Here is a 19,584-nt window from a genome sequence, read left to right as displayed (position 1 = left end):
ACAGCGATATGCCGAACACGACAATAACCCGCTCTTGCAATCAACCCGCGTCTGCAAGTATTGTCGATCGTGGCGACGGCCCCAGACCCGCCGCAGGACGCCGGTCCGCGACGTAGCCTTGGGGCCGCCCGGCGGCCCCTGACCGCCACCGCCCCGCGACGCGACCACGAAGGAAGCCCTGTGACCAGCAACCTGTTCAACCCGCTCACGCTGCGGGGGACCACCATTCCCAACCGCGTCTGGATGGCCCCGATGTGCCAGTACTCGGCCGAGGTCGCCGGTCCCGGGACCGGGGTGCCCAACGACTGGCACGTCCAGCACTACGGCTCCCGCGCCGTGGGCGGCGCCGGTCTGATCCTCGTGGAGGCCACGGCGATCACCGCCGAGGGCCGTATCAGCCCCGCCGACCTCGGCATCTGGAACGACGCGCAGGTCGAGGGCCACCGGCGCCTCACCGCGTTCATGCGCGCGCACGGCACGGTCCCGGGCATCCAGATCGCCCACGCGGGCCGCAAGGCCCGCGACGACTACGCGCTCGACGGCCCCGCCCCCGACACGGTCGAGCCCTGGACGCCGGTGGCGCCGAGCCCGGTCCCGTTCAGCGGCGACTACAAGGTCCCGCACGAGCTGACCGCCGACGAGGTCCGCGGCGTCGTCGCCGACTTCGCCGCGGCCGCCCGCCGCGCCCTCGCCGCCGGGTACGAGGTCGTCGAGGTCCACGGCGCCCACGGCTACCTCCTCCACGAGTTCCTCTCGCCGGTCTCCAACCGCCGCGAGGACGAGTACGGCGGCTCGTTCGAGGGCCGCACCCGCCTGGCCCTGGAGGTCGTGGACGCCGTCCGCGAGGCCGTCGGCGAGCGCGTCCCGGTCCTGTTCCGCGTCTCGGCCACCGACTGGATCGAGCCGGAGGGCTGGACCGCCGACGAGACCGTCCGCCTCGCCGAGCTCCTGCGCGCCCACGGCGTCGACCTGCTCGACGTCTCGACCGGCGGTTCGGTCACGAACGCCGCCATCCCCACCGGCCCCGGCTACCAGGTGCGGTTCGCCGCCCGCGTGCGCCGCGAGACCGGCCTGCCGACCGCCGCCGTCGGGCTCATCACCGAGGCCCGCCAGGCGGAGAAGATCCTCGCCGACGGCGAGGCCGACGCCGTCGCGATCGGCCGCGAACTGCTGCGCAACCCGTACTGGCCGCACCAGGCGGCCCGCGAACTCGGTGCGACCACGGAAGTCCCGCTCCAGTACGCCCGCGCCTGAACGTCGCCCCCGCCGTTGGGCCCGCGAGGGCCGCGCGGCGCTCCGCAAAGCGGCCCCGCCGGTCCGAGACCGGCGGGGCAGCTTCGCGTCAAGAGTCGGCGCGGATCGGTCGCGATCCCGCGACGTGAGGACCGTTCGCCGTCCCAATGCCGGGGTCGCATCCAAAGGGCCGACGACGAGTTGAGCGGGCGAACGGACCGACCGGCGGCCGTCAGGGGCCGGTGGACAGCCCCTAGGGGACCCCCGCCGACTTCACGGGTTGCGCAGGTCGGTGAGGAGCCCGTTGAGGGCGCCGCGCAGCGCCTCGGCGTTGGCCTTGTCGAACCACGTCGTGCGGATGCGCTCGTTGTTGCCGCCTGGGGTCTCGTGGTCGGCGGCGAGGCGGTCGAGCGTGCGCGACTCGTCGCCGAGGGACCGGCCGACGTCCTGGAACAGGTTGCGCACGACCCGGTCGGCCGCGGCGGCCGGAAGCCCCTGGTCGACGGCCCAGGCCGCGATCGCGGCGAGGAACGCGTAGTGCGTCGTGATGGTGCCCGACAGGGTCGAGCACACGTCGAAGGTCGCCTCGTCGGCCACCGGCTGCGCGCCGCCGAGTCGGTCGAACAGCGCCTCCGCCACCGGGTTCGCCGGGTAGGTCACCGTGACGCAGCGGTGCTCGCGCACCGAAGGCAGCGGGATGGCCCGCACCAGCGCCGCCTCGGTGCCCAGCGCGCGGCGCAGGTCGTCGTTCGACACGCCCGACATCACGTTGACCACCGTCCTGTCCGGTGCGATCCGCAGCCCGGCGAGCGCTTCGCGGTGGTCCTGGCCGCGCACGGCGACCACGACCACCTCCGCGCCGTCGGCCACCTCCTGGTTGTCGGCGCACACGCGCGCGTTCGCGAACCGCTCGGCCAGCGCCGCCGAGGCGGCGGCGCCCCGCGGCGACAGGAGCACCTCCGGCGCCGGGTCGGTCAGCGTGCAGATCCCTTCGGCGAGCGCCCGTCCGATCTCGCCGACGCCGATGATGCCGATGCGTGCCAAGGTGCGTGCCTCCACTGTGTCGATGTCGGATCAACCGAGTCGGTCCGACCGTTCCCTTTCAACCGTGTCCGGTCGTGCGCCGCGGGTCGCGGGCGCGTTCCCTCCGAGAGGTGTACGCCACGACGCCCGCCGCGCCGCTCACGCCTCGGCCCCCGCGCGCGGGCGCTCCCCGTCGAACGAGTCCTGGTCGGCGAGGTCGCGCGCGAGGCGGGTCACCGCGCGGTCGAACACGGCCCGGTCCTCGGGGGTGCTGAAGTCCCAGTCGTCCAGGTGCCGTCCGAGCCAGTGCCGCCACGCGGTGATGAACCGGTCGAACTCGGCGCGCCCGCGCGGCGTCAGGCTCAGGTGCCCCTGGTCGAGCGAGAGGTAGCCCTCCCGTACGACCTGCACGAACACCGGTTGCAGCACCTGCGGCGGAAGCCGGTGGGCCTCGGCGATCAGCGTCATGGTCGCCTCCCGGCCCGAGACCTGGCGCATGTAGACCTGCCGCAGCGCCCACGTGCTCGCCCGGTCGAGCGGGGAGCCGGTCGCGGCGGCGCGGTACACCTCGGCGTAGACGGTGCGGCGCTCGCGGTGCATGAGGTCGGCGACCATGCGCGCCAAGCGGTCCTCCGAAGGCGAGGGGTCGGGCGCGCCGAAGCCCTCGCCCATGTCGGAGGCCCTGCCGCGGGCCGCGTCGTGCAGCGGCCGCTCCTTGAGGAACCAGGCCACGAGGAACCCGAGCACGGCCACGGGCACCGTCCACAGGAACACGAAGTTGATGGCGTCGGTGTACGCCTGCACGATCGGCGCGATCTGCGCGGCCGGCAGCTCGTGCAGCTGCGCCGGGCTCGCCGCGGCCGCCGGGTCCACGCCCGATTCGGCGTACGCGCTCGCCAGCAGCGGCGTCAGCTGGTTGCTGAAGAGCGTCCCGAAGATCGCGGTGCCGAACGTCGAGCCGACGGTGCGGAAGAACGTCACCCCCGAGGTCGCGGCGCCCAGCTGCGCGTACGGGACGGTGTTCTGCACGGCGATCGTGAGCACCTGCATCGCCAGGCCGAGACCGAGGCCCAGGATGAGCATGTACAGCGATTCGAGCCAGAAGCCCGTGTCGGCGCCCATCGTGGACATGAGGAACAGGCCGACCGCCATGACGCCGGTGCCCAGGATCGGGAAGGCCTTGTACCGGCCGGTGCGGCTGACCATCGCGCCCGAGAGGATCGAGGTGAAGAGCATCCCCGCGACCATCGGCAGCGTCCGGTAGCCCGAGACCGTCGCCGAGACCCCGTCCACGTACTGGAGGTACGTCGGCAGGAACGTCATCGCCCCGAGCATCGCGAACCCGACGATGAAGCTGAGGATCGAGCAGACGGTGAACACCGGGTTCCTGAACAGCCACATGGGCAGGATCGGCTCCGCGGCCCGGACCTCCACGAGCACGAACACCACCAGCGCGACCACCGCGCCCGCGAACATGCCCAGGATCGTCGCCGAGTCCCACGCGTACTCGTCGCCGCCCCACTCCAGCGCCAGGATGAGCAGCGAGGTGCCGATGGCGACGAACACCAGTCCCATGTAGTCGATGACCGGCTTCGAGGCCGAGCGCACCCGCGGCACGAACGCCGCGGCCATCGCGATCATGACCACCGCGATCGGCACGTTGACGTAGAAGCACCACCGCCACGACAGGTGGTCGGTGAACAGCCCGCCCAGGGTCGGCCCGAGCACGGTCGTCACGCCGAACACCGCGCCCATCGCGCCCTGGTACTTGCCGCGCTCGCGCAGCGGGATCACGTCGGCGATGAGCGCCATCGCCGTGACCATGAGGCCGCCCGCGCCCAAGCCCTGGACGGCCCGCGCCGCGATGAGGAAGACCATGTCGTCGCTGAAGCCCGCCAGCGCCGAGCCGCCCACGAACACGATCGCGCTGATCTGGAAGATCGCCTTGCGCCCGAACATGTCGCCGAACTTGCCCACCACCGCCGAGGCGATCGCCTCGGCCAGGAGGTACGAGGTCACGACCCAGGCCATGTGCCCGGCCCCGCCGAGGTCGGCCACGATCGTCGGCAGCGCCGTGGAGACGATCGTCTGGTCCAGCGCCGCCATGAGCATGCCCAGCAGGATCGTCACGAACACGAGGTTGCGCCGCGACTTGCTCAGGACCGGGGGCGCGGGCTCGGCCGCGTCCGGGCGCGCGGTGTCGACAGTGGTCATACGCGGAACATTAGCGGCAAAACAGTCGAACAGTGGGCGAGCGCGCATGAAGCGCACCTCCGGCGCATAGGCTGTCCCGGACATCGGGCACGGCACCGCGCCCCGCGGGTTCGGAGGACGCATGGAACTGGTGGCGATCCTGTTCGCCCTCACCGTCGGCGGCCTGCTCCTGACCGCCGCCGCCGAGTGGATGCGCGTCCCCGCGCCCGTCCTCATCTGCCTCTACGGCCTCGCACTCGCCCTGGTCCCGGGGATGCCGACCCTCGACCTCGACCCCGAGCACCTCCTGCCGATCCTCCTGCCGCCCCTGCTGTGGTCGGCCGCCCGCAAGTCCTCCTGGCGCCACTTCGCCGCGAACTGGCGGCCCATCCTCTTCCTCGCCGTGGTCCTCGTCTTCGTCACCGCCGGGGCCGTCGCCGTCCTCGCCGCCCTCATCCACCCGGCCCTGCCGGTCATGGCCGCAGTCGTCCTCGGCGCGATCTGCGCGCCCCCCGACGCCGCCGCCGTCACCGCCGTCGCGAGCCGCCTCGGCCTGCCCCGCCGCCTCGTCACCATCCTCGAAGGCGAAGGCCTGTTCAACGACGTCACCGCCCTGACCCTTTACAACGTCGCCGTCATCGGCGTCGTCTCCGGGTCGGTCTCGGTCCTGTGGTCGGCGGGCCTGTTCGCCTACTCCGCGATCGTCGCCGCCGCCATCGGCTTCGGCGTGGGCCTCGTCCTGGTCAAACTCGGCAGGCTCGTGAGCGACTCCCGCATCACCACCGGCCTGGCCCTCACCGCCCCCTACATCGCCTACCTCCTCGCCGAGGTCCTCAAGGCCTCCGGCGTCCTCGCCGTCATCGTCGCCGCGTTCGTCCTCGTCGCCCGCTCCACCGACCCCGACGACTTCGAGGGCCGCCTCGTCCAGGGCTCGGTCTGGGAAGTGGTCGAGACCGGCCTCAACGCCCTCACCTTCGGCCTGGTCGGCATGGAGCTCATCGACATCATCGAGGCCGTCGACACCGGCGTCGGCGACCTGCTGTGGAAGGCCCTCGCCGTCGCCGGCGCCGTGATCGCCGTCCGCGCCGTCTGGCTCGGCCTCGCGATCCTCCTGGGCCGCATGGGCATCGGCTGGAAGGAACTGGGCAACCACCCGCGCCTGGCCGTCGTCACCGCCTGGGCGGGGATGCGCGGCGTGGTCACCGTCGTCACCGCGCTGGCCCTGCCGCAGTTCACCGCCGACGGCTCCCCGTTCCCCGGCCGTGAGCAGATCCAGTTCCTCTCCGTCGTCGTCGTGCTCGCCACCCTCGTCGCACAGGGCCTGACCCTGCCGGGCCTCATCGCCCTCCTCGGGGTGCGCGCCGACACCGAGAAGGAGAACGAGGCCGTGCGCTCGATCATGGTCGAGGCCGGGGACGCCGCCGTCGAGCGACTGCGGGAGCTGCGCCGTGAAGGCGAAGTGGACGACGAGGTCGCCGAGGGCATGGAGCGCTGGTTCGACAAGCGCGCCGAGCAGGTCACCGCCCTCGTGGAGGACCGCGAGGACCCCGAGAACGCCCGCATGGCCGAGCGCTTCGACGCCCGCCAGCGCATCGAGAACGAGATGCTCACCGCCGCCACCGCCCGCGTCCTCGCCATGCGCTCCTCGCCGGGCCGCGACCCGTCCCTCATCGACCGGGTCCTGGCAGCCCTCGACCACCGCGCGGTCGGCCGCCACCGGCCCGGCTGAGTCCGTTCCGTCCGCTGCGCCGGTATGTCGCGCCCGGGGCCGGGGCCCGCGCGCACCTAAGGTGGCGCTTGTGGAGAGACGAGACGCGAACGCGGCAGTGAGCCGCACAGCCGCCCGCAGTGCCGCCCGAACTGCCGCCCGCAGGGCCCGGTGGGCCGCCGCCCTGGCGGTGGCAGGGCTCGCCCTGGCCGGCTGCGGCGCGGGGCACGACGCGCAGACGAGCGAGATGGCCCCGGCGATCTCCGGCGTCGGCGCGAACGCCGGTTCGATCGCGCTGCGGGACATGGAGGTCGACTTCGGCCGGTCGGGTTCCTACCGGGCCGGCGGTGCGGCGCCCCTGCGGGTGTGGATCGCCAACAAGGGCGAGACGGCGCTGGTCCTGGAGTCGGTGACGAGCCCACAGGCCGAGACTGTCACGTTGGCGACGGAGCTGACGATCGAGGAGATCGTGGAGGGGGCCGTCGCGCTGGCAGAAGAGCCGGCGGACGGCGAGTCCGAGTCGCCCTCCGAGGACCCGTCGGCGTTCGGCGAGTCCCCATCGGAGGACGCCTCGCCCACCGAGGAGGTCGAGGTGACCGAGGAGGTCGGGGTGCTGCTGGGCGAGCGGGACTTCACGCTCGACCTCGCGCCGGTCTCCTACCAGCGGCTGACGCGCGAGACCGGGACGTTCCTGCTCTTGGAGGGCCTGACGGAGGACCTGGACATGCGCTCGCGCGTAGAGGTCGTCTTCGCGTTCTCCAACGGCGAGTCGGTGTCGGTGATGCTGCCGATGGGGATGCCCGAGGCGGTCGAGTCGAGGTCGTTCTTCGGCGAGGAGCACTAGACCTGGAAGCGCGGACGGCGGCGGTGCCCAGGCACCGCCGCCGTCCGCGTCCGTATCTCACCGCCAGGCGGTGACCTCGATGTCGCGGGTGGTGCCGAGGTCGATGGTCCACGGCGGGGTCGCGGTCTGGAGCGGGGACTCGGGGGAGTAGCCGATGTCGACCGAGGTCGCGTCGACGCTCTCGCCGCCCTCGACGAGGTTGCGCCACGACATGCCCGCGCTGACCTCCTCGCCCGGCTCGACGGTGATGGGGGTGGCGCCGGGGTCCTGGAGGGTGTCGGAGCCTTCGCGGACTTCGAGTTCGACGCCGGGGATCTCGACCACGGGGTAGCCGTTCACCTCGATGGGCTCCTCGCCGCAGTTGAGCATGGTGATGCCGACGGCGCGGATGCCCATGGCGGCGTTGACGTCCTCGGAGAAGCCGATGCGGAAGCCCTCCGGAGGGCAGGCCTCCTCGTCCGGCTCCTCGGTCTCGCTCGGCGTCTCCTCGGGCGCGGGCTCGGCGCCGGGGGCGGCCACCTGCCAGGAGCCGAGGTCTAGGACGTGGTCGTAGTCGAGCGTGACGGGCTCGGGGAGGTCGAGCTCGTACCCGGCGACGACCGGCAGGGCGTTCACCAGGATCCGGTCGACCTCGACCGTGTCGCCCTCGCGGGTGGCCTGGGTCCACGAGAGCGTGGTGAACGCGCCCTGCCCGGGAGCGAGGGTGACCGACTCGGGGACGTTGGCGTCGCGGGGCGCCACGACGTTCCCGCCGAAGACGCCGACCTGGGGCATGCTGTCGAGCACCAGCGGCGCCTGGCCGCAGTTGACGAGGCCCAGCGCCAGGTAGGTGCGGTCGCCGACCTCGCCCGCGGGGGTGAGGGACATCTGCACGCCGAACTCGTCGCAGTCGGTCATGGCGGGCGGCGGGGCCGCGGTGCCGGGCGAGCCGGCGTCCTGCCCGCACGCCGCCAGCGCGAGGGCGAGGGCCGCGGCGAGCGAGAGGACCAGGGGGCGGACGCGGTTGCGCAAGACGGCTCCTTCACGGGGTGCGAGCGGGGCGGGGTCGCGTGGGGGAGCGGGCCCGTACGTTGACGCGCCGTCCGGTGCGGACGGTTGCCTATGGAATCTGTATCACCATGGCCGTGAGGTCGTCGGTGCGGGCGTACCCGCCTGAGACGAAGTCGGAGCGGATGCGTTTGCGCAGTTCGGCCGGATCGCGCAGGCCCGCCGCGACGTGGGCGTTGAGCAGTGCGAAGAGCGGGAAGGTCTGCCCGGCGGGGTTGCGGGCCTCGACCAGGCCGTCGGTGTAGGCGACGACGAGGTCGCCGGGCGCGAGCTCGACGTCGCGGACCTGCACGGAGGAGTCGATCCCGAAGTCGGCCAGGCCGAGCGGCGGCAGCGGCTTGCCGCCGACGGGGTAGGTGCACGAGCGGACCAGGAGCGGCGCGGGGTGCCCGCACAGGAGGGTGCGCAGCCGGTCGCGGCCGGGGCTGATCTCGATGATCGCGGCGGTCGCGAAGGTCTGGCCCCATTCGTCCCGGTCGCGGTTGTGCAGGCGCACGCGCCGCTCCATGTGGGCGGCGAGCGTCGCCAGGTCGGGGTCGTCCAGGGCCCGTTCGCGGAAGGTGCCCAGGAGCGCCTCGGTGAGGCGGACGGTGCTCAGGTCGTGGCCTTGGACGTCGCCGACGACGGCCCGGAGCCCGAAGTCGGTGTCCTGGACGTCGTAGAAGTCGCCGCCGATGAGGCCGGGGCTGCCGCGCGCGGTGCGGTAGACCGAGCTGATCTTCAGGCCGCCGATGCGCCCGGGCAGGTCGGGCATGATGGCCTGCTGCGCGGTCTCGGCGACCTCGGTCATGTCGAGCAGGCGGATGATGACCCGGTTCCTCGCCCAGGCGAGGACGGTGCACAGGACGCCGACGACGGCGATGGGCGGCAGGTCGGCCCAGATGCTGTTCGGGAAGGGCAGCAGCCCGAGCGCCTCGGTGCCGGCGCTGACGAGCGCGACGGTGCCGATCGTGGCGCATGCCGTGGCGATCGGCCCGTTGACCAGGGCGGTGAACGCGGGCAGCAGGACGAGCGCGTAGTTGGCGTAGGGGACCATGAGCGGGGTGACGAACGCGAGCGGGACGGTGACGGCGAGGAGGACGAACGGCAGCAGGCGCAACGCCAGGACCGATCCGGCGTGGCCCGAAGCGATCCGGTCCCAGGCGGTGTCGGGCAGCACGTAGGACCGCAGCTGCTCCTGCTCCTGCGCCTCCCCGACCGCCTTCCTGCTCACGCAGCGAGCGTAGGCGCGCGCGGGCGGTCCGGGCCCGGAAACGCCGAAAGCGGACGGGGGCCGCTCCCGTCCGCTTTCGGTCCGCGCCTCAGGACTTGTTCGTGGCCGCGTCGATCGCCTCGCGCAGGCGCTCCTCCTCCTCGGCGGAGAGGTTCGTCTGGAGGAGTTTGCCCTGGTACTGGCCGCCCAGCTCTTCGAGGACCTTGTCCTCGGTCATGGCGAGGACGAGGAGGACGAGGGCGGCGCTGCCGGGGCTGAGCTCGGCGCCGAGCTCCTTCATGAAGGAGTCGTCCACGCCCACGTCGGTCATGGCGCCGCCCGCGGCCCCCGCGGCCGCGCCGACAGCCATGCCGAGCAGGGGCGCGAAGAACAGCAGGCCGATGAGGCCGCCCCAGAGCGCGCCGCCCGCGGCGCTGACGCCGACCAGGGAGTTGGACTGGTGGAGTTTGACCTTGCCGTCCTCGCGGCGTTCGACCACGGCCGCGTCGCCGAGCTTGATGAGCTCGCGCTTCTGCATGTCGGCGAGCTTGGCGAGGACCGTCTGCGCCGTGGTGACATCCGGGTAGGCCACGGCGATGAGTTGGCTCATGGGCGTCTTCCTCTCTCTGGGGACGCCGTCGGCGGCGTCTCGCCCGATTGTGGTCCCCGCCGGGGCGGCGCGTGGGGGATTCGCGCGTAAACACCGGCGCCGGGCGTCCCGGAAGACGGGACCGGCGGTTGACGCGGCACCCTCCGGCAATCTATATTTCCCATAGAGTTAGTAGAGATACTCGCTCCAGTCCCCGAGCGGAAGGCTTCCTCGTGCGCACCCTCGTCCTCCTGGGCCTGGTCGGTCTGGCCGCCCAACTCGTCGACGGCAGCCTCGGCATGGCGTACGGCGTCACCTCCACGACGCTGCTGCTCGCCATCGGCACCAACCCCGCCGCCGCCTCGGCCACCGTCCACCTCGCCGAGATCGGCACCACGCTCGCCTCCGGCGCCTCCCACTGGCGCTTCGGCAACGTCGACTGGAAGGTCGTCCTCAAGATCGGCATCCCCGGCGCCGTCGGCGCCTTCGCGGGCGCCACCTTCCTCTCCTGGCTCTCCACCGAGCTCGCCGCCCCCTTCATGTCCCTCGTCCTGCTCGCGCTCGGCGTCTACCTCCTCGTGCGCTTCACGCTCAGGGGCCTCGACAGCCGCAACCTCGGCAAGCCCCTGCGCAAGCGGTTCCTGACCCCGCTGGGCCTCGTCGGCGGTTTCCTCGACGCCTCCGGCGGCGGCGGATGGGGCCCGGTCGGCACCCCCGCGCTCCTCGCCTCCGGCCGCATCGAACCGCGCAAGGTCATCGGCTCGATCGACACCTCCGAGTTCCTCGTGGCCGTCGCCGCCTCGATCGGCTTCATCATCGGCATCGGCGGCGAAGGCGTCGACTTCGCCTGGGTCGCCGTCCTGTTCGCCGGCGGCCTCATCGCCGCCCCGATCGCCGCCTGGCTCGTGCGCCACATCCCGCCGCGCGTCCTCGGCTCCGCCGTCGGCGGCGTCATCATCCTCACCAACACCCGGACCCTGCTGCGCTCCGAATGGATCGCGGCCCCGACCACCGCGGCCGTGACCGTCTACATCGCCCTCGCCCTCGTCTGGATCGCCGCCGTCGCCTACTCGATCCGCCGCCACCTCGCCGAACGCGACGTGGGCGCCCCCGTCCTCGACAAGGCCAACAACCCGACCGGCGAGGTCGCCGCCGTCGCCGAGGCCGCCGCCGAGCGCCCCGCCGAGACCTCCTGACCGATCGATTCCCGAAGGGCCCGTACCGCTTCCGGTACGGGCCCTTCGCGTCCCGCCGCCGCCGCGCACCCGACCGTCCCTATCGGAATTGGGGGACGCGTTCCGAGGCGACCTCCAGTAGCATGTTGGCTCATCATGGCCTAGGGCCGGACCCAAGGAGGCGCCGTGACGCAGTTCTACCAGGCATTGCTCCGCGACGGAGGGCAGCGGCTCGGACCCCGGCTCCGCAGGGCCTTCGCGGCCTGGGCCGACGTCGAGGACGACGGCGCCGACCGCTTCGAGACCGCCAAGGGCCGCACCCGGACCCGCCTCGCCGACAACGCGACCTGCGGGCGCTACACCCACCTCGACGGGCGCCTTCACACCACCGCCACCTGGGCCCTCGGCCGCACACCCGACCAGAGCTGGGTCCGCGTCACCGTCGAAGGCGACCTCCCCGATGGCGCCGACCCCGTCCGCTCGCCCGGGTTCATGGCCCCCTACCTCGCCACCGGCCGGGCCACCGACGGCGCCGTCCCCCTCGAATCCGGGCCGCACCTCATCGGCCCCGAAGAGGTCCGCGAACTGACCGGCTGGCTCGCCCGCCCCGCCCGCGGCGTCCCCGTCATCGTCCTCTCCGTCGACCGCACCGAACCGGGCCTCGTCACCGCCTGCGCCGACCACCTCGCGACCGCGCTTGCCGGGATCGCCCTCGTCGCCCGCCTCTACGACGCCAGGGCCCAGGACCACCTCAACGGCTGGCTCGGGGAGGACCTCAGCGTCTTCGGCGGCGGCCTGCGCACCTACCTGCCCGGCCTGCGACCCGGCGAGGAGACCTACGCGATGCGCCACCAGCCCAGAGGCGGCAGCGCGATACGCGACCAGGGGCTTCGCGCACTCGACGTGGTCGTGTCGGGGGTGGTGGACGCGGCGCTGCACCGCCCGGTCCCCGCCGACGTGCGACAGGCCGAACTCCGCGTCGGCCGCATCCTCGCCGGGACGCTCGCACCCGAGGCGCTCCACGCGCCGCCGCCGAGCCCGGCCGCGATAGCCGTCCCGCGCCCTCCCAAGGGCCTCAAGCAGACCCTCACCGTGAGCCTCCCGGCCGGGCCGCCCCCACCGGCCGCCGAGACTCCCGAAGTGAAGCCCGAAACGAAGCCCGACGTCGAGACACCCGAGACACCGTCCGCCGACACCCCAGAGCCCCGGCCCCTGCCCGAGGCGCCGCCGGACGCCGACCTCGCCGACGCCATCGCCGGACGCCTCGCCGACCACCTGGAGGACGGCGTCCTCGAAGCCCTCGTGGACATGGCCCGCGGCGGCGACTCCGAGACCACCGCGCTCATCAAGACCATGGCCGCCCACCTCCAGGCCCTCACCCGCGAGATAGAGACCTCCGGACTCCTCGGCCGCGACCGCGGCGAAGAACTCGAACGTCTCCGCGACGACTACGAGCGCCTCGAATCCGACTACGTCGAACTCCAGGAGCAGGAACGCAAGGCCCAGGACCGCATCCGCTGGCTCGAAGGCCGTCTCGCCGAGCACGCCGACCCCGTCTACGGCGTCCAGTCCGCCGACCCCGAAGGGTCATGGGAGGCCGAGTGCCTCATGGACGTCGTCCAGCGCGCCCGCAAGCACCTCGCCCGCCTCGACCTGCCCGACACCCTCGACACCGAGGTCTCCCGGCTCGACGTCATGCACCCGCGCCAGCGCCGCCGCTGGGCCGGGCGCGCCTGGGACGCCCTGCGCGCCCTCGACGCCTACGCCGCCGCCCGCGCCGAAGGCCGCTTCCCCGGCGGCTTCTACGACTGGTGCGCCCGCCCGCTCCCCGGCGCGCCCGTCATCACCCCGACGATGGTGTCCATGAAGGAGTCCGACTCGGTCACCGGCAACCCGAAGTACCACCGCGCCAGGATCTTCCGCGTCCCCGCCGAGATCGACCCCTCCGGGCGCGTCTTCATGGCCTCGCACATCAAACTCCAGCAGATCGGCTCGCCCGCACCGCGGATGCACTTCCTCGACGACGCGGGCGGGCCCACCGGGAAGGTCTGGATCGGCTACCTCGGCGACCACCTGCCCAACACCCGCACGAACTGACCGGGCCGCGGGCCCGCCGACCCCGCCCGGGCCCGCGCTCCCGTAGGCTCGGGGAGAACCCGGGAGGAGCGCCGATGGACTTCATGCGCCGCAACGCGCGCTGGATCGCCCTCGCGGCGGTGCTCGCGATCACGGCCCCCTTCCTCGCGCAGGGCCTCAACGCCCTGTTCGCGGTCGACACCTTCCTCGTGGCCGTGATCCTGTTGCTGGTCATCGTGATCGCCGTCGTCGTCCTGGCCCGGTCGCAGAACGACGAGGAGTGAACATGGGACGAAGGAGCCACCGCCTCTTCGCCCGCTGGTACCCGAAGGCCGCAGCCTCCCTTGAGGACCGCGGTCTGGGCGAGCAGCGGGCGCGGCTCCTGGGCGGCACCTCCGGCCGCGTGCTGGAGATCGGCTGCGGGCACGGGGCGAACTTCGCCCACTACCCCGAGGCCGTGACCGAACTGGTCGCGGTCGAACCCGAGGAGCGCATGAGGGACCTCGCCCGGGAGCGCGCCGACGCGCTCGGCCGCGAGGTCACCGTAGTGGACGGTCAGGCCGAGCACCTGGCGCTGGAGAACGACTCGTTCGACGCCGTCGTGGCGACGCTCGTGCTCTGCTCCGTCGAGGACCAGGACAAGGCGATCGCCGAGATACTCCGCGTCCTCAAACCCGGCGGCGAACTCGTCTGCCTCGAACACGTCGGCTCCGCCAACCGCGCGATCCGCGCCGGCGAGACCGCCTTCGACGCGGTGCTCTGGTCGCACGTGTTCGGCGGCTGCCACACCGCCCGCGAGACCGGCGCCGCGATCGACCGCGCCGGATTCGAGACCGACGGCCTGGAGACGCGCAAGTTCCCGACCCTGCCGTACCCGCTCAAGGTGAGCCCCCACCTGGTCGGCACCGCCCGCAAACCGAAGTAGCGGACCGGCCCCGCCCCCACCGGCGGGGCCGCCCGCACCTCTTGCATGTGCCCAGCTTGCATGTGCCCAGGTTGCATGTGCTCAGCCCGCACGCGCCCAGCGAGGAGACCGCCGTGGACAAGTACGACGTCAAGAAGGACCGCAAGGCGCTCTACGCGCCCTCCGCGAAGGACTTCACCGTCGTCGACGTCCCCGAACTGCGCTACCTCGCCGTCGACGGCGCCGGCGACCCCAACACCGCCGCGGCTTACACCGAGGCCGTCGAGGCGCTTTACGGCACCGCCTACGCGCTCAAGTTCGCGAGCAAGCGCAACCTGGAGCGCGACTTCGTCGTCGGCCCCCTCGAAGGCCTCTGGCGCGCCGAGGACCCGGCCGCGTTCCTCCAGCGGCGCAAGGACGCCTGGGAGTGGACCATGCTGATCGCCCTGCCGGAGTGGATCACCGCCGACACGGTCGCCGACGCCGTCGCCGCGACGGCGAAGAAGCGGGAGAACCCCGCGCTGGCGCTCCTGCGCGTCCACGTCTTCACCGAGGGGCCCTCGGTGCAGATCCTCCACATCGGGTCCTACGACGACGAGACGCCCGTCCTCGAACGCCTCCACCGCGAGTACATGCCGGACAACGGCTTCGCCTTCAACGGCGACCACCACGAGGTCTACCTCAGCGACCCCCGCCGGACCGAGCCGGCGCGCCTCAAGACGATCCTCAGGCAGCCGGTCAGGTCCGCCAAAACCGTTTGAGCGCGCGGGCGGGGCCGTCCTATGCTCCACCCATGCCCCTCCTCAACGTCGTGGACGTCGAAGCGACCTGCTGGACCGGTCAGCCGCCGCCCGGCGCCGTCAGCGAGATCATCGAGATCGGCCTCACCGTGGTCGACCTCGCGACCCGCGAACGCCTCGACAAGCACCGCATCCTGGTGCGCCCGGCCCGCTCCACTGTCAGCGCGTTCTGCACCGAGCTCACCGGTCTCACGCAGGCCGAGGTCGACACGGGCGTGGACTTCGCCGACGCCTGCCGCCTCCTCGCCGCCGAGCACCGCGCCGACTCGCGGCCGTGGGCGAGCTGGGGCGACTACGACCGCAAGCAGTTCGAACGCCAATGCCGCGCCACCGGCACCCGCTATCCGTTCAGCGGGAACCACACCAACGCCAAGCTCGCCTTCACCGACTCGCACGGGCTGCGCCGCAGGCCCGGCATGGCCGGCGCGCTCGCCGTCGCGGGGCTTCCGCGCGAAGGGCGCCACCACAGCGGCGCCGACGACGCCTGGAACATCGCGGCCCTCGTCCTCGGCCTGGCCGCCCGCGGCGACTGGCCCGAACCGGCCTGAGCGTCTCAGCCGCGCGGCGCGTACATGATGAGTGCGACGCCGACGAGGCAGACGGCGGCGCCGATGACGTCCCACCTATCGGGGCGGAAGCCGTCGACCACCATGCCCCACGCGAGCGAGCCCGCGACGAAGACGCCGCCGTACGCCGCCAGGATGCGCCCGAAGTTCGGGTCCGGCTGGAAGGCGGCCACGAAGCCGTAGGCGCCGAGCGCGACGATCCCCGCCGCGATCCACAGCAGGCCCCGGTGCTCGCGCACCCCCTGCCAGATCAGCCAGGCCCCGCCGATCTCGGCGACGGCGGCGAGCAGGAACAGGCTGATCGAGCGGGCGGTGTCCATGCGCGCGAACCTATCAGTACGGCCCTGCCGCGACGCTACGCCGGACCGAGCCTCGAAGCCACTCCGGCCCGGCGGTCACGCCGTAGGCCGAGGTCTGGGCCGCCGGTGGCGCCCCCTCCGATCCGGGACCGCTACCGCCGCCAGAACAGGTGGTGCACCACGCCGCTCGGGCTCGGCACGACGTCGAGGTGGAAGCGGTCGCGCAGCTCGTCGGGCGACTCCCACAGCCGCGAGCCCGAACCGAGCTTCACCGGGGAGACCGCCACGTGGAGCGTGTCGACCAGGTCCGCGTCCAGGAACTCCTTGACGGTGCGCGCGCCGCCGCCCAGGCGCACGTCCTTGCCGTCCGCGGCTTCTCCGGCCCGTTCGAGCACCGTCGCCGGGTCGGCGTCGATGAAGTGGAACGTGGTGTCCGACAAGGTGAACGAGGGCCGCACATGATGGGTCATCACGAACACCGGCGTGTGGAACGGCGGCTCGTCGCCCCACCAGCCGAGCCAGTCGAGGTCCTCCCACGGGCCCCGCTGCGGCCCGAACTTGCCGCGCCCCATGATCTCGGCGCCGATGTTGTGCGCGAAGTCCCGCGTGAAGTAGTCGTCCAGGCCCCGGCTCCCGCCCGGATCGGTGCGGTTCGGCCAGCTCGCCGTCGCCCCCGCCCAACTGAACATCGTCCCCGGATCGGCGTGCCCGAACGGCCGCTCGATACTCTGCCCCTCGCCCGCGCCGTACCCGTCGGCCGAGACGTTGAAATTCTGGACCCTCAGCAGCTGACCCATCCCGTTGACCCTCCATGTGCGCTCGCGGCGGCCCGAAGCGGCCCGCCGCCGCAATGAGACCAGACGGGTACGTCATCTCGCGGCCCGTCGCCCAAGCCCGGCCCGACACGTCTACAGTCGAGGCCCCCACGAAAGGCCAGGACCAGTGCGCACCCTCCACGTCGTCACCCACCCGCAGGCGACCCACCACGTCGACGACGTCGTCGGCGGCTGGTACGACTCCGACCTCACCCCCGACGGCGAACGCGACGCGCGGCGCATCGCCGCGGCCCTGCGCGACCGCATCCCCGACACCGCCGACGTCGAACTCCGCACCTCCGACCTCCGGCGCACCGCCCAGACCGCAGACGCGATCGGCGAGCGGTTCGGCCTCACGCCCGTACCCGACCCCCGGCTCCGCGAACTCTCCTTCGGCGAGGCCGGCGGCCGGCCGAACGCCTGGCTCCGGGAGTGCTTCGTCCCGCCCCCGCCCACCGGCGACCGCATGGGCCACACCGGCGGACTCCCCGGCGCCGAGTCCAAGCGGCACCTCGCGCAGCGCGTCTACGCCGCCGTGGACGACCTCCTCGACCACCACTGCGAACACCAGATCGTCGTCACCCACGGCATCGCGATCACTTTCGTGATCGCCGCCTGGATCGGCATGCCCGCCGACTCCCTCGGCCACGTCGTGTTCAAAGTGACCTCGGGGAGCATCACCACCCTCCACGAGGACGACCTCTACCGGGGCCGCATGGTCACCGCCCTCGGCGACACCCGCCACCTCCACTGACTTCGCCCCGGTTGTCGGACCCCTCCCGTACCGTCGAGCCCACCGACCGAAAGGGACCGCACATGTCGATCACCCGCGTCCACAACTTCTCCGTCTCGCTCGACGGCTTCGGCACCGGCGAAGGACTCACCCGCGAAGCACCCTTCGGCCACGCCGGAGAACGCCTCCACGATTGGATGTTCGCCACCGGATGGGACGGCGCGTTCGACGTCGACCACGCTTTCGCGCGCCTCCATGACCCGGGCATCGGCGCCGAGATCATGGGCTCACGCAAATACGGCCCGCCCGGCTGGGAGGACGACCCCGACTGGCGCGGCTACTGGGGCCCGAACCCGCCGTTCCACACCCCCGTCTACGTCCTCACCCGCCACGCCCGCCCGCCGATCGAGATGGAGGGCGGCACCGTCTTCCACTTCACCGACGCACCGCCCGCCGAAGCGCTCGCCACCGCTCGAGCGGCCGCAGACGGCCGGGACGTGCGCATCGGAGGCGGCCCCACCATGCTCCGCGACTACCTCGCCGCCGGGCTCATCGACCACATGCACCTCGTCGTCGTCCCCATCCTCCTCGGCCGCGGCGTCCGCCTCTGGGACGGCCTCGAAGGCATCGAAGCCGACTACCGCGTCGAAGCCACCGGCTCCCCGAGCGGCGTCACCCACCTCACCTTCACCCGCACCACCGCCTGAACCCGCAACAGCCACCGTGCCCGCCATCGAGGACCGCCTCCACGAGGCGACGACCGCACCGCTGACGACCCTCGTCGACCCCCGGCACCGGGTCCGCCCGCCGCCCGAGCACCTGCACTCCTGGCGCATCCCCGAACCCGACCGCCGCGCGCTCGCCGACTTCGGCCTGCCCGACGACCTCCTCATGACCCCCGCCTTCCAGACCGGCCCCGACCCGACCCTGTCGCCGAACATCGCCGGCCCGCTCGAAGCCGAGCACGCCCGCGCCGACGACCGCCTCTACGACCTCGGGCACTGGGGAGCGCACGACCGCACCCCGAAGATCGGCGCCGTCGCGGGCGACGGACGCGTGCTCGCCGTGCGTCCCGCACCGCTCACCGCCGCCGACCTGCACCCGGGCCTGCGCGACCACTACCGCGACCTCTACCGGCCCGCGGTCATGCCCGTCAACTCCTCGGCGTCCGCACTCGTGGAGACCGCCTGGCGCGTCCGTGCGGCGCTGGCGGCCCTGATTGACCTCGACGCGCCGCCCGAACCGCCGCCGGGCCCGGTCGCCGACGCGCACGACGCGCGCCGGAGCGCGTGCGAGGCGATGGTCTTGGAAGCCTTGGCGCGCATCGACCCGGCCGCCTGCGGGCCCGATTCGCTCTGGGCCGAAGTCGTGACCGACCCCGGGTATTGAGGAGGTTCAGCCGATGAAGTCGAAGGCGCGGTCCCAGCGGACGCGCTGTCGCACCGCGGCGTAGGTCTTCGCTGAGCCGAGGACGCCGAGCCGGCGTTCGAGGCGGGCCCGAGGCAGGTGGTAGGGGATGAGGTCGACATAGCCGTCCTTGTCGGAGGGCGGCGACCAGCGGGCGGCGGTGACGCGGACCCGCCATTCGGGTTGCTTGGGCTGCTGAGTGGTGCACTTGAGGACCCAGTAGCCGCGGCCGGAGTGCCCGAGCACGAGGCAGGGCCGGGTCTTCGAGGAGGAGGGGTCGTCCTGGTGCGGGAAGTCGGCCCACCAGCGTTCGCGCGGTCGCGGCCCGCCTTCCGGTCCGGACCGCAGGCGCGGCGTCGAGTGCGCGGTCCCTTCGCGGCGCGGCGGGGCTCCGATCGTGCGGCGGACGAGGAGTGCGACGACGATGACGGCGACGAGGATCAGGCACGCGAGGATGACCGGGAGCATAGTGAGCGATCGTAGCGGTGCCGGACCGGCCGCGCCGATGCCGTGCCCCGGGCCGAAAACCATGCGATGGGCCGCACCCGCACCCGATACGGTGTGCGGATGACATTGAAATGGCAGTGCATCTGCGTCGACAGCGCCGATCCCCGCGGCCTCGGGGCCTGGTGGGCCGAGCTCATCGGCTGGCGCCTCACCTACGACACCGACGACGAGGTCGTCCTCGAACCGCCCGAAGGGAGCCCGCAGGACGGCGTCTCGCCCGACATCCTGTTCTTGAAGGTGCCCGAGGGCAAGACCGTGAAGAACCGGCTCCACCTCGACCTGCGCCCCGACGACCAGGCCGCGGAGGTCGCCCGCGCCGAGGCGCTCGGTGCCGTCCGCGTGGACGTCGGGCAGTCCGAGACCGCTTCCTGGGTCGTCATGGCCGACCCGGAGGGCAACGAGTTCTGCATCCTCCAGGCCCTGCGCCCGGAGGAGACGCAGGCGGCCTAGCGCTCGTTCGCGGTGCCGGGCCG

The 19,584-nt window shown here is 72.6% G+C and carries 21 protein-coding genes; 13 read left to right on the top strand and 8 right to left on the bottom strand.

Annotated elements, in window-relative coordinates; genetic code table 11:
• The first annotated feature begins 243 nt into the window (after positions 1-243).
• Complete coding sequence (locus E9998_RS19690; protein WP_420842458.1) at positions 244-1,254, top strand: NADH:flavin oxidoreductase/NADH oxidase; 1,011 nt, start codon at positions 244-246, stop codon at positions 1,252-1,254.
• 252 nt (positions 1,255-1,506) lie between these two features.
• Here the strand turns inward: E9998_RS19690 and E9998_RS19685 are convergent, their stop codons facing one another.
• Both E9998_RS19685 and E9998_RS19680 read right to left on the bottom strand, forming a co-directional pair.
• Positions 1,507-2,277 (bottom strand): NAD(P)-binding domain-containing protein, encoded by a 771-nt coding sequence (locus E9998_RS19685; protein ID WP_136531406.1) that lies wholly within the window; start codon positions 2,275-2,277, stop codon positions 1,507-1,509.
• A gap of 138 nt (positions 2,278-2,415) precedes the next feature.
• The gene (locus E9998_RS19680; RefSeq protein WP_136531405.1) at positions 2,416-4,470 is read right to left on the bottom strand and encodes an MDR family MFS transporter; all 2,055 of its coding nucleotides are present in this window, start codon (positions 4,468-4,470) and stop codon (positions 2,416-2,418) included.
• Between the two features lie 121 nt (positions 4,471-4,591).
• Here E9998_RS19680 and E9998_RS19675 point away from each other — a divergent pair, with 121 nt between their 5' ends.
• Entirely contained in the window at positions 4,592-6,178 is a 1,587-nt protein-coding gene (locus E9998_RS19675) for a cation:proton antiporter (RefSeq protein ID WP_136531404.1), read from the top strand.
• A 97-nt stretch (positions 6,179-6,275) separates the two neighbouring features.
• Positions 6,276-7,001 (top strand): hypothetical protein, encoded by a 726-nt coding sequence (locus tag E9998_RS19670; protein ID WP_136531403.1) that lies wholly within the window; start codon positions 6,276-6,278, stop codon positions 6,999-7,001.
• 57 nt (positions 7,002-7,058) lie between these two features.
• On the opposite strand, the gene E9998_RS19665 is transcribed toward E9998_RS19670, so the two are convergent.
• The 3 genes from E9998_RS19665 to E9998_RS19655 form a co-directional block, all read right to left on the bottom strand.
• Positions 7,059-8,012, bottom strand: coding sequence for a DUF4232 domain-containing protein (locus tag E9998_RS19665; RefSeq protein WP_136531402.1), 954 nt, complete (start codon positions 8,010-8,012; stop codon positions 7,059-7,061).
• Between the two features lie 88 nt (positions 8,013-8,100).
• Positions 8,101-9,261, bottom strand: a complete 1,161-nt coding sequence (locus E9998_RS19660; RefSeq protein ID WP_136531401.1) for a PP2C family protein-serine/threonine phosphatase — start codon at positions 9,259-9,261, stop codon at positions 8,101-8,103.
• A gap of 88 nt (positions 9,262-9,349) precedes the next feature.
• Positions 9,350-9,850, bottom strand: coding sequence for a DUF1269 domain-containing protein (locus tag E9998_RS19655; protein ID WP_136531400.1), 501 nt, complete (start codon positions 9,848-9,850; stop codon positions 9,350-9,352).
• Positions 9,851-10,062: 212 nt separating this feature from the next.
• On the opposite strand from E9998_RS19655, the gene E9998_RS19650 reads away from it, so the two are divergent.
• The 6 genes from E9998_RS19650 (at position 10,063) to E9998_RS19625 (ending at position 15,332) form a co-directional block, all read left to right on the top strand.
• Positions 10,063-11,025 (top strand): sulfite exporter TauE/SafE family protein, encoded by a 963-nt coding sequence (locus E9998_RS19650; protein ID WP_136531399.1) that lies wholly within the window; start codon positions 10,063-10,065, stop codon positions 11,023-11,025.
• A gap of 165 nt (positions 11,026-11,190) precedes the next feature.
• Entirely contained in the window at positions 11,191-13,101 is a 1,911-nt protein-coding gene (locus tag E9998_RS19645) for a hypothetical protein (protein WP_136531398.1), read from the top strand.
• Between the two features lie 74 nt (positions 13,102-13,175).
• Positions 13,176-13,364 carry a hypothetical protein gene (locus E9998_RS19640; protein ID WP_136531397.1) on the top strand — a complete coding sequence of 63 codons (189 nt, stop codon included), beginning with the start codon at positions 13,176-13,178 and terminating at the stop codon, positions 13,362-13,364.
• Positions 13,365-13,366: 2 nt separating this feature from the next.
• On the top strand, positions 13,367-14,005 hold the full coding sequence (locus E9998_RS26495; protein WP_136531396.1) for a class I SAM-dependent methyltransferase: 639 nt from the start codon (positions 13,367-13,369) through the stop codon (positions 14,003-14,005).
• A gap of 113 nt (positions 14,006-14,118) precedes the next feature.
• The gene (locus E9998_RS19630; protein WP_136531395.1) at positions 14,119-14,745 is read left to right on the top strand and encodes a GyrI-like domain-containing protein; all 627 of its coding nucleotides are present in this window, start codon (positions 14,119-14,121) and stop codon (positions 14,743-14,745) included.
• Between the two features lie 32 nt (positions 14,746-14,777).
• Positions 14,778-15,332, top strand: coding sequence for a 3'-5' exonuclease (locus tag E9998_RS19625; protein WP_136531394.1), 555 nt, complete (start codon positions 14,778-14,780; stop codon positions 15,330-15,332).
• A 5-nt stretch (positions 15,333-15,337) separates the two neighbouring features.
• On the opposite strand, the gene E9998_RS19620 is transcribed toward E9998_RS19625, so the two are convergent.
• Positions 15,338-15,670, bottom strand: coding sequence for a YnfA family protein (locus E9998_RS19620; protein ID WP_136531393.1), 333 nt, complete (start codon positions 15,668-15,670; stop codon positions 15,338-15,340).
• Between the two features lie 131 nt (positions 15,671-15,801).
• On the bottom strand, positions 15,802-16,446 hold the full coding sequence (locus E9998_RS19615) for a dihydrofolate reductase family protein (RefSeq protein WP_136531392.1): 645 nt from the start codon (positions 16,444-16,446) through the stop codon (positions 15,802-15,804).
• Positions 16,447-16,591: 145 nt separating this feature from the next.
• On the opposite strand from E9998_RS19615, the gene E9998_RS19610 reads away from it, so the two are divergent.
• The 3 genes from E9998_RS19610 (at position 16,592) to E9998_RS19600 (ending at position 18,586) form a co-directional block, all read left to right on the top strand.
• A complete protein-coding gene (locus E9998_RS19610; protein WP_136531391.1) occupies positions 16,592-17,218 on the top strand; it encodes a histidine phosphatase family protein in 627 nt (208 codons plus the stop codon).
• 62 nt (positions 17,219-17,280) lie between these two features.
• Positions 17,281-17,904, top strand: coding sequence for a dihydrofolate reductase family protein (locus E9998_RS19605; RefSeq protein WP_136531390.1), 624 nt, complete (start codon positions 17,281-17,283; stop codon positions 17,902-17,904).
• Between the two features lie 16 nt (positions 17,905-17,920).
• Positions 17,921-18,586, top strand: coding sequence for an SUKH-4 family immunity protein (locus E9998_RS19600; protein WP_136531389.1), 666 nt, complete (start codon positions 17,921-17,923; stop codon positions 18,584-18,586).
• A 6-nt stretch (positions 18,587-18,592) separates the two neighbouring features.
• Here the strand turns inward: E9998_RS19600 and E9998_RS19595 are convergent, their stop codons facing one another.
• Positions 18,593-19,072, bottom strand: coding sequence for a type II toxin-antitoxin system PemK/MazF family toxin (locus E9998_RS19595; protein ID WP_136531388.1), 480 nt, complete (start codon positions 19,070-19,072; stop codon positions 18,593-18,595).
• A 99-nt stretch (positions 19,073-19,171) separates the two neighbouring features.
• Here E9998_RS19595 and E9998_RS19590 point away from each other — a divergent pair, with 99 nt between their 5' ends.
• Positions 19,172-19,561: a VOC family protein gene (locus E9998_RS19590; RefSeq protein ID WP_136531387.1), complete on the top strand. Its 390-nt coding sequence runs from the start codon at positions 19,172-19,174 to the stop codon at positions 19,559-19,561.
• Positions 19,562-19,584: the final 23 nt, after the last annotated feature.

The sequence above is a fragment of the Glycomyces paridis genome (assembly GCF_004912155.1).
Taxonomy (GTDB): domain Bacteria; phylum Actinomycetota; class Actinomycetes; order Mycobacteriales; family Micromonosporaceae; genus Glycomyces; species Glycomyces paridis.
The sequence above is the reverse complement of the archived record's forward strand: the minus strand, read 5'-3'. Positions and strand labels throughout refer to the sequence as shown.

Bases quoted from the DNA above. Each gene is read 5' to 3' on its own strand.
- E9998_RS19690 (WP_420842458.1), top strand. From the start codon at position 244: ATGGCCCCGATGTGCCAGTACTCGGCCGAGGTCGCCGGTCCCGGGACC.
- E9998_RS19605 (WP_136531390.1), top strand. From the start codon at position 17,281: ATGTCGATCACCCGCGTCCACAACTTCTCCGTCTCGCTCGACGGCTTC.
- E9998_RS26495 (WP_136531396.1), top strand. From the start codon at position 13,367: ATGGGACGAAGGAGCCACCGCCTCTTCGCCCGCTGGTACCCGAAGGCC.
- E9998_RS19675 (WP_136531404.1), top strand. From the start codon at position 4,592: ATGGAACTGGTGGCGATCCTGTTCGCCCTCACCGTCGGCGGCCTGCTC.
- E9998_RS19640 (WP_136531397.1), top strand. From the start codon at position 13,176: ATGGACTTCATGCGCCGCAACGCGCGCTGGATCGCCCTCGCGGCGGTG.
- E9998_RS19620 (WP_136531393.1), bottom strand. From the start codon at position 15,670: ATGGACACCGCCCGCTCGATCAGCCTGTTCCTGCTCGCCGCCGTCGCC.
- E9998_RS19595 (WP_136531388.1), bottom strand. From the start codon at position 19,072: ATGCTCCCGGTCATCCTCGCGTGCCTGATCCTCGTCGCCGTCATCGTC.
- E9998_RS19625 (WP_136531394.1), top strand. From the start codon at position 14,778: ATGCCCCTCCTCAACGTCGTGGACGTCGAAGCGACCTGCTGGACCGGT.
- E9998_RS19655 (WP_136531400.1), bottom strand. From the start codon at position 9,850: ATGAGCCAACTCATCGCCGTGGCCTACCCGGATGTCACCACGGCGCAG.
- E9998_RS19590 (WP_136531387.1), top strand. From the start codon at position 19,172: ATGACATTGAAATGGCAGTGCATCTGCGTCGACAGCGCCGATCCCCGC.
- E9998_RS19680 (WP_136531405.1), bottom strand. From the start codon at position 4,470: ATGACCACTGTCGACACCGCGCGCCCGGACGCGGCCGAGCCCGCGCCC.
- E9998_RS19615 (WP_136531392.1), bottom strand. From the start codon at position 16,446: ATGGGTCAGCTGCTGAGGGTCCAGAATTTCAACGTCTCGGCCGACGGG.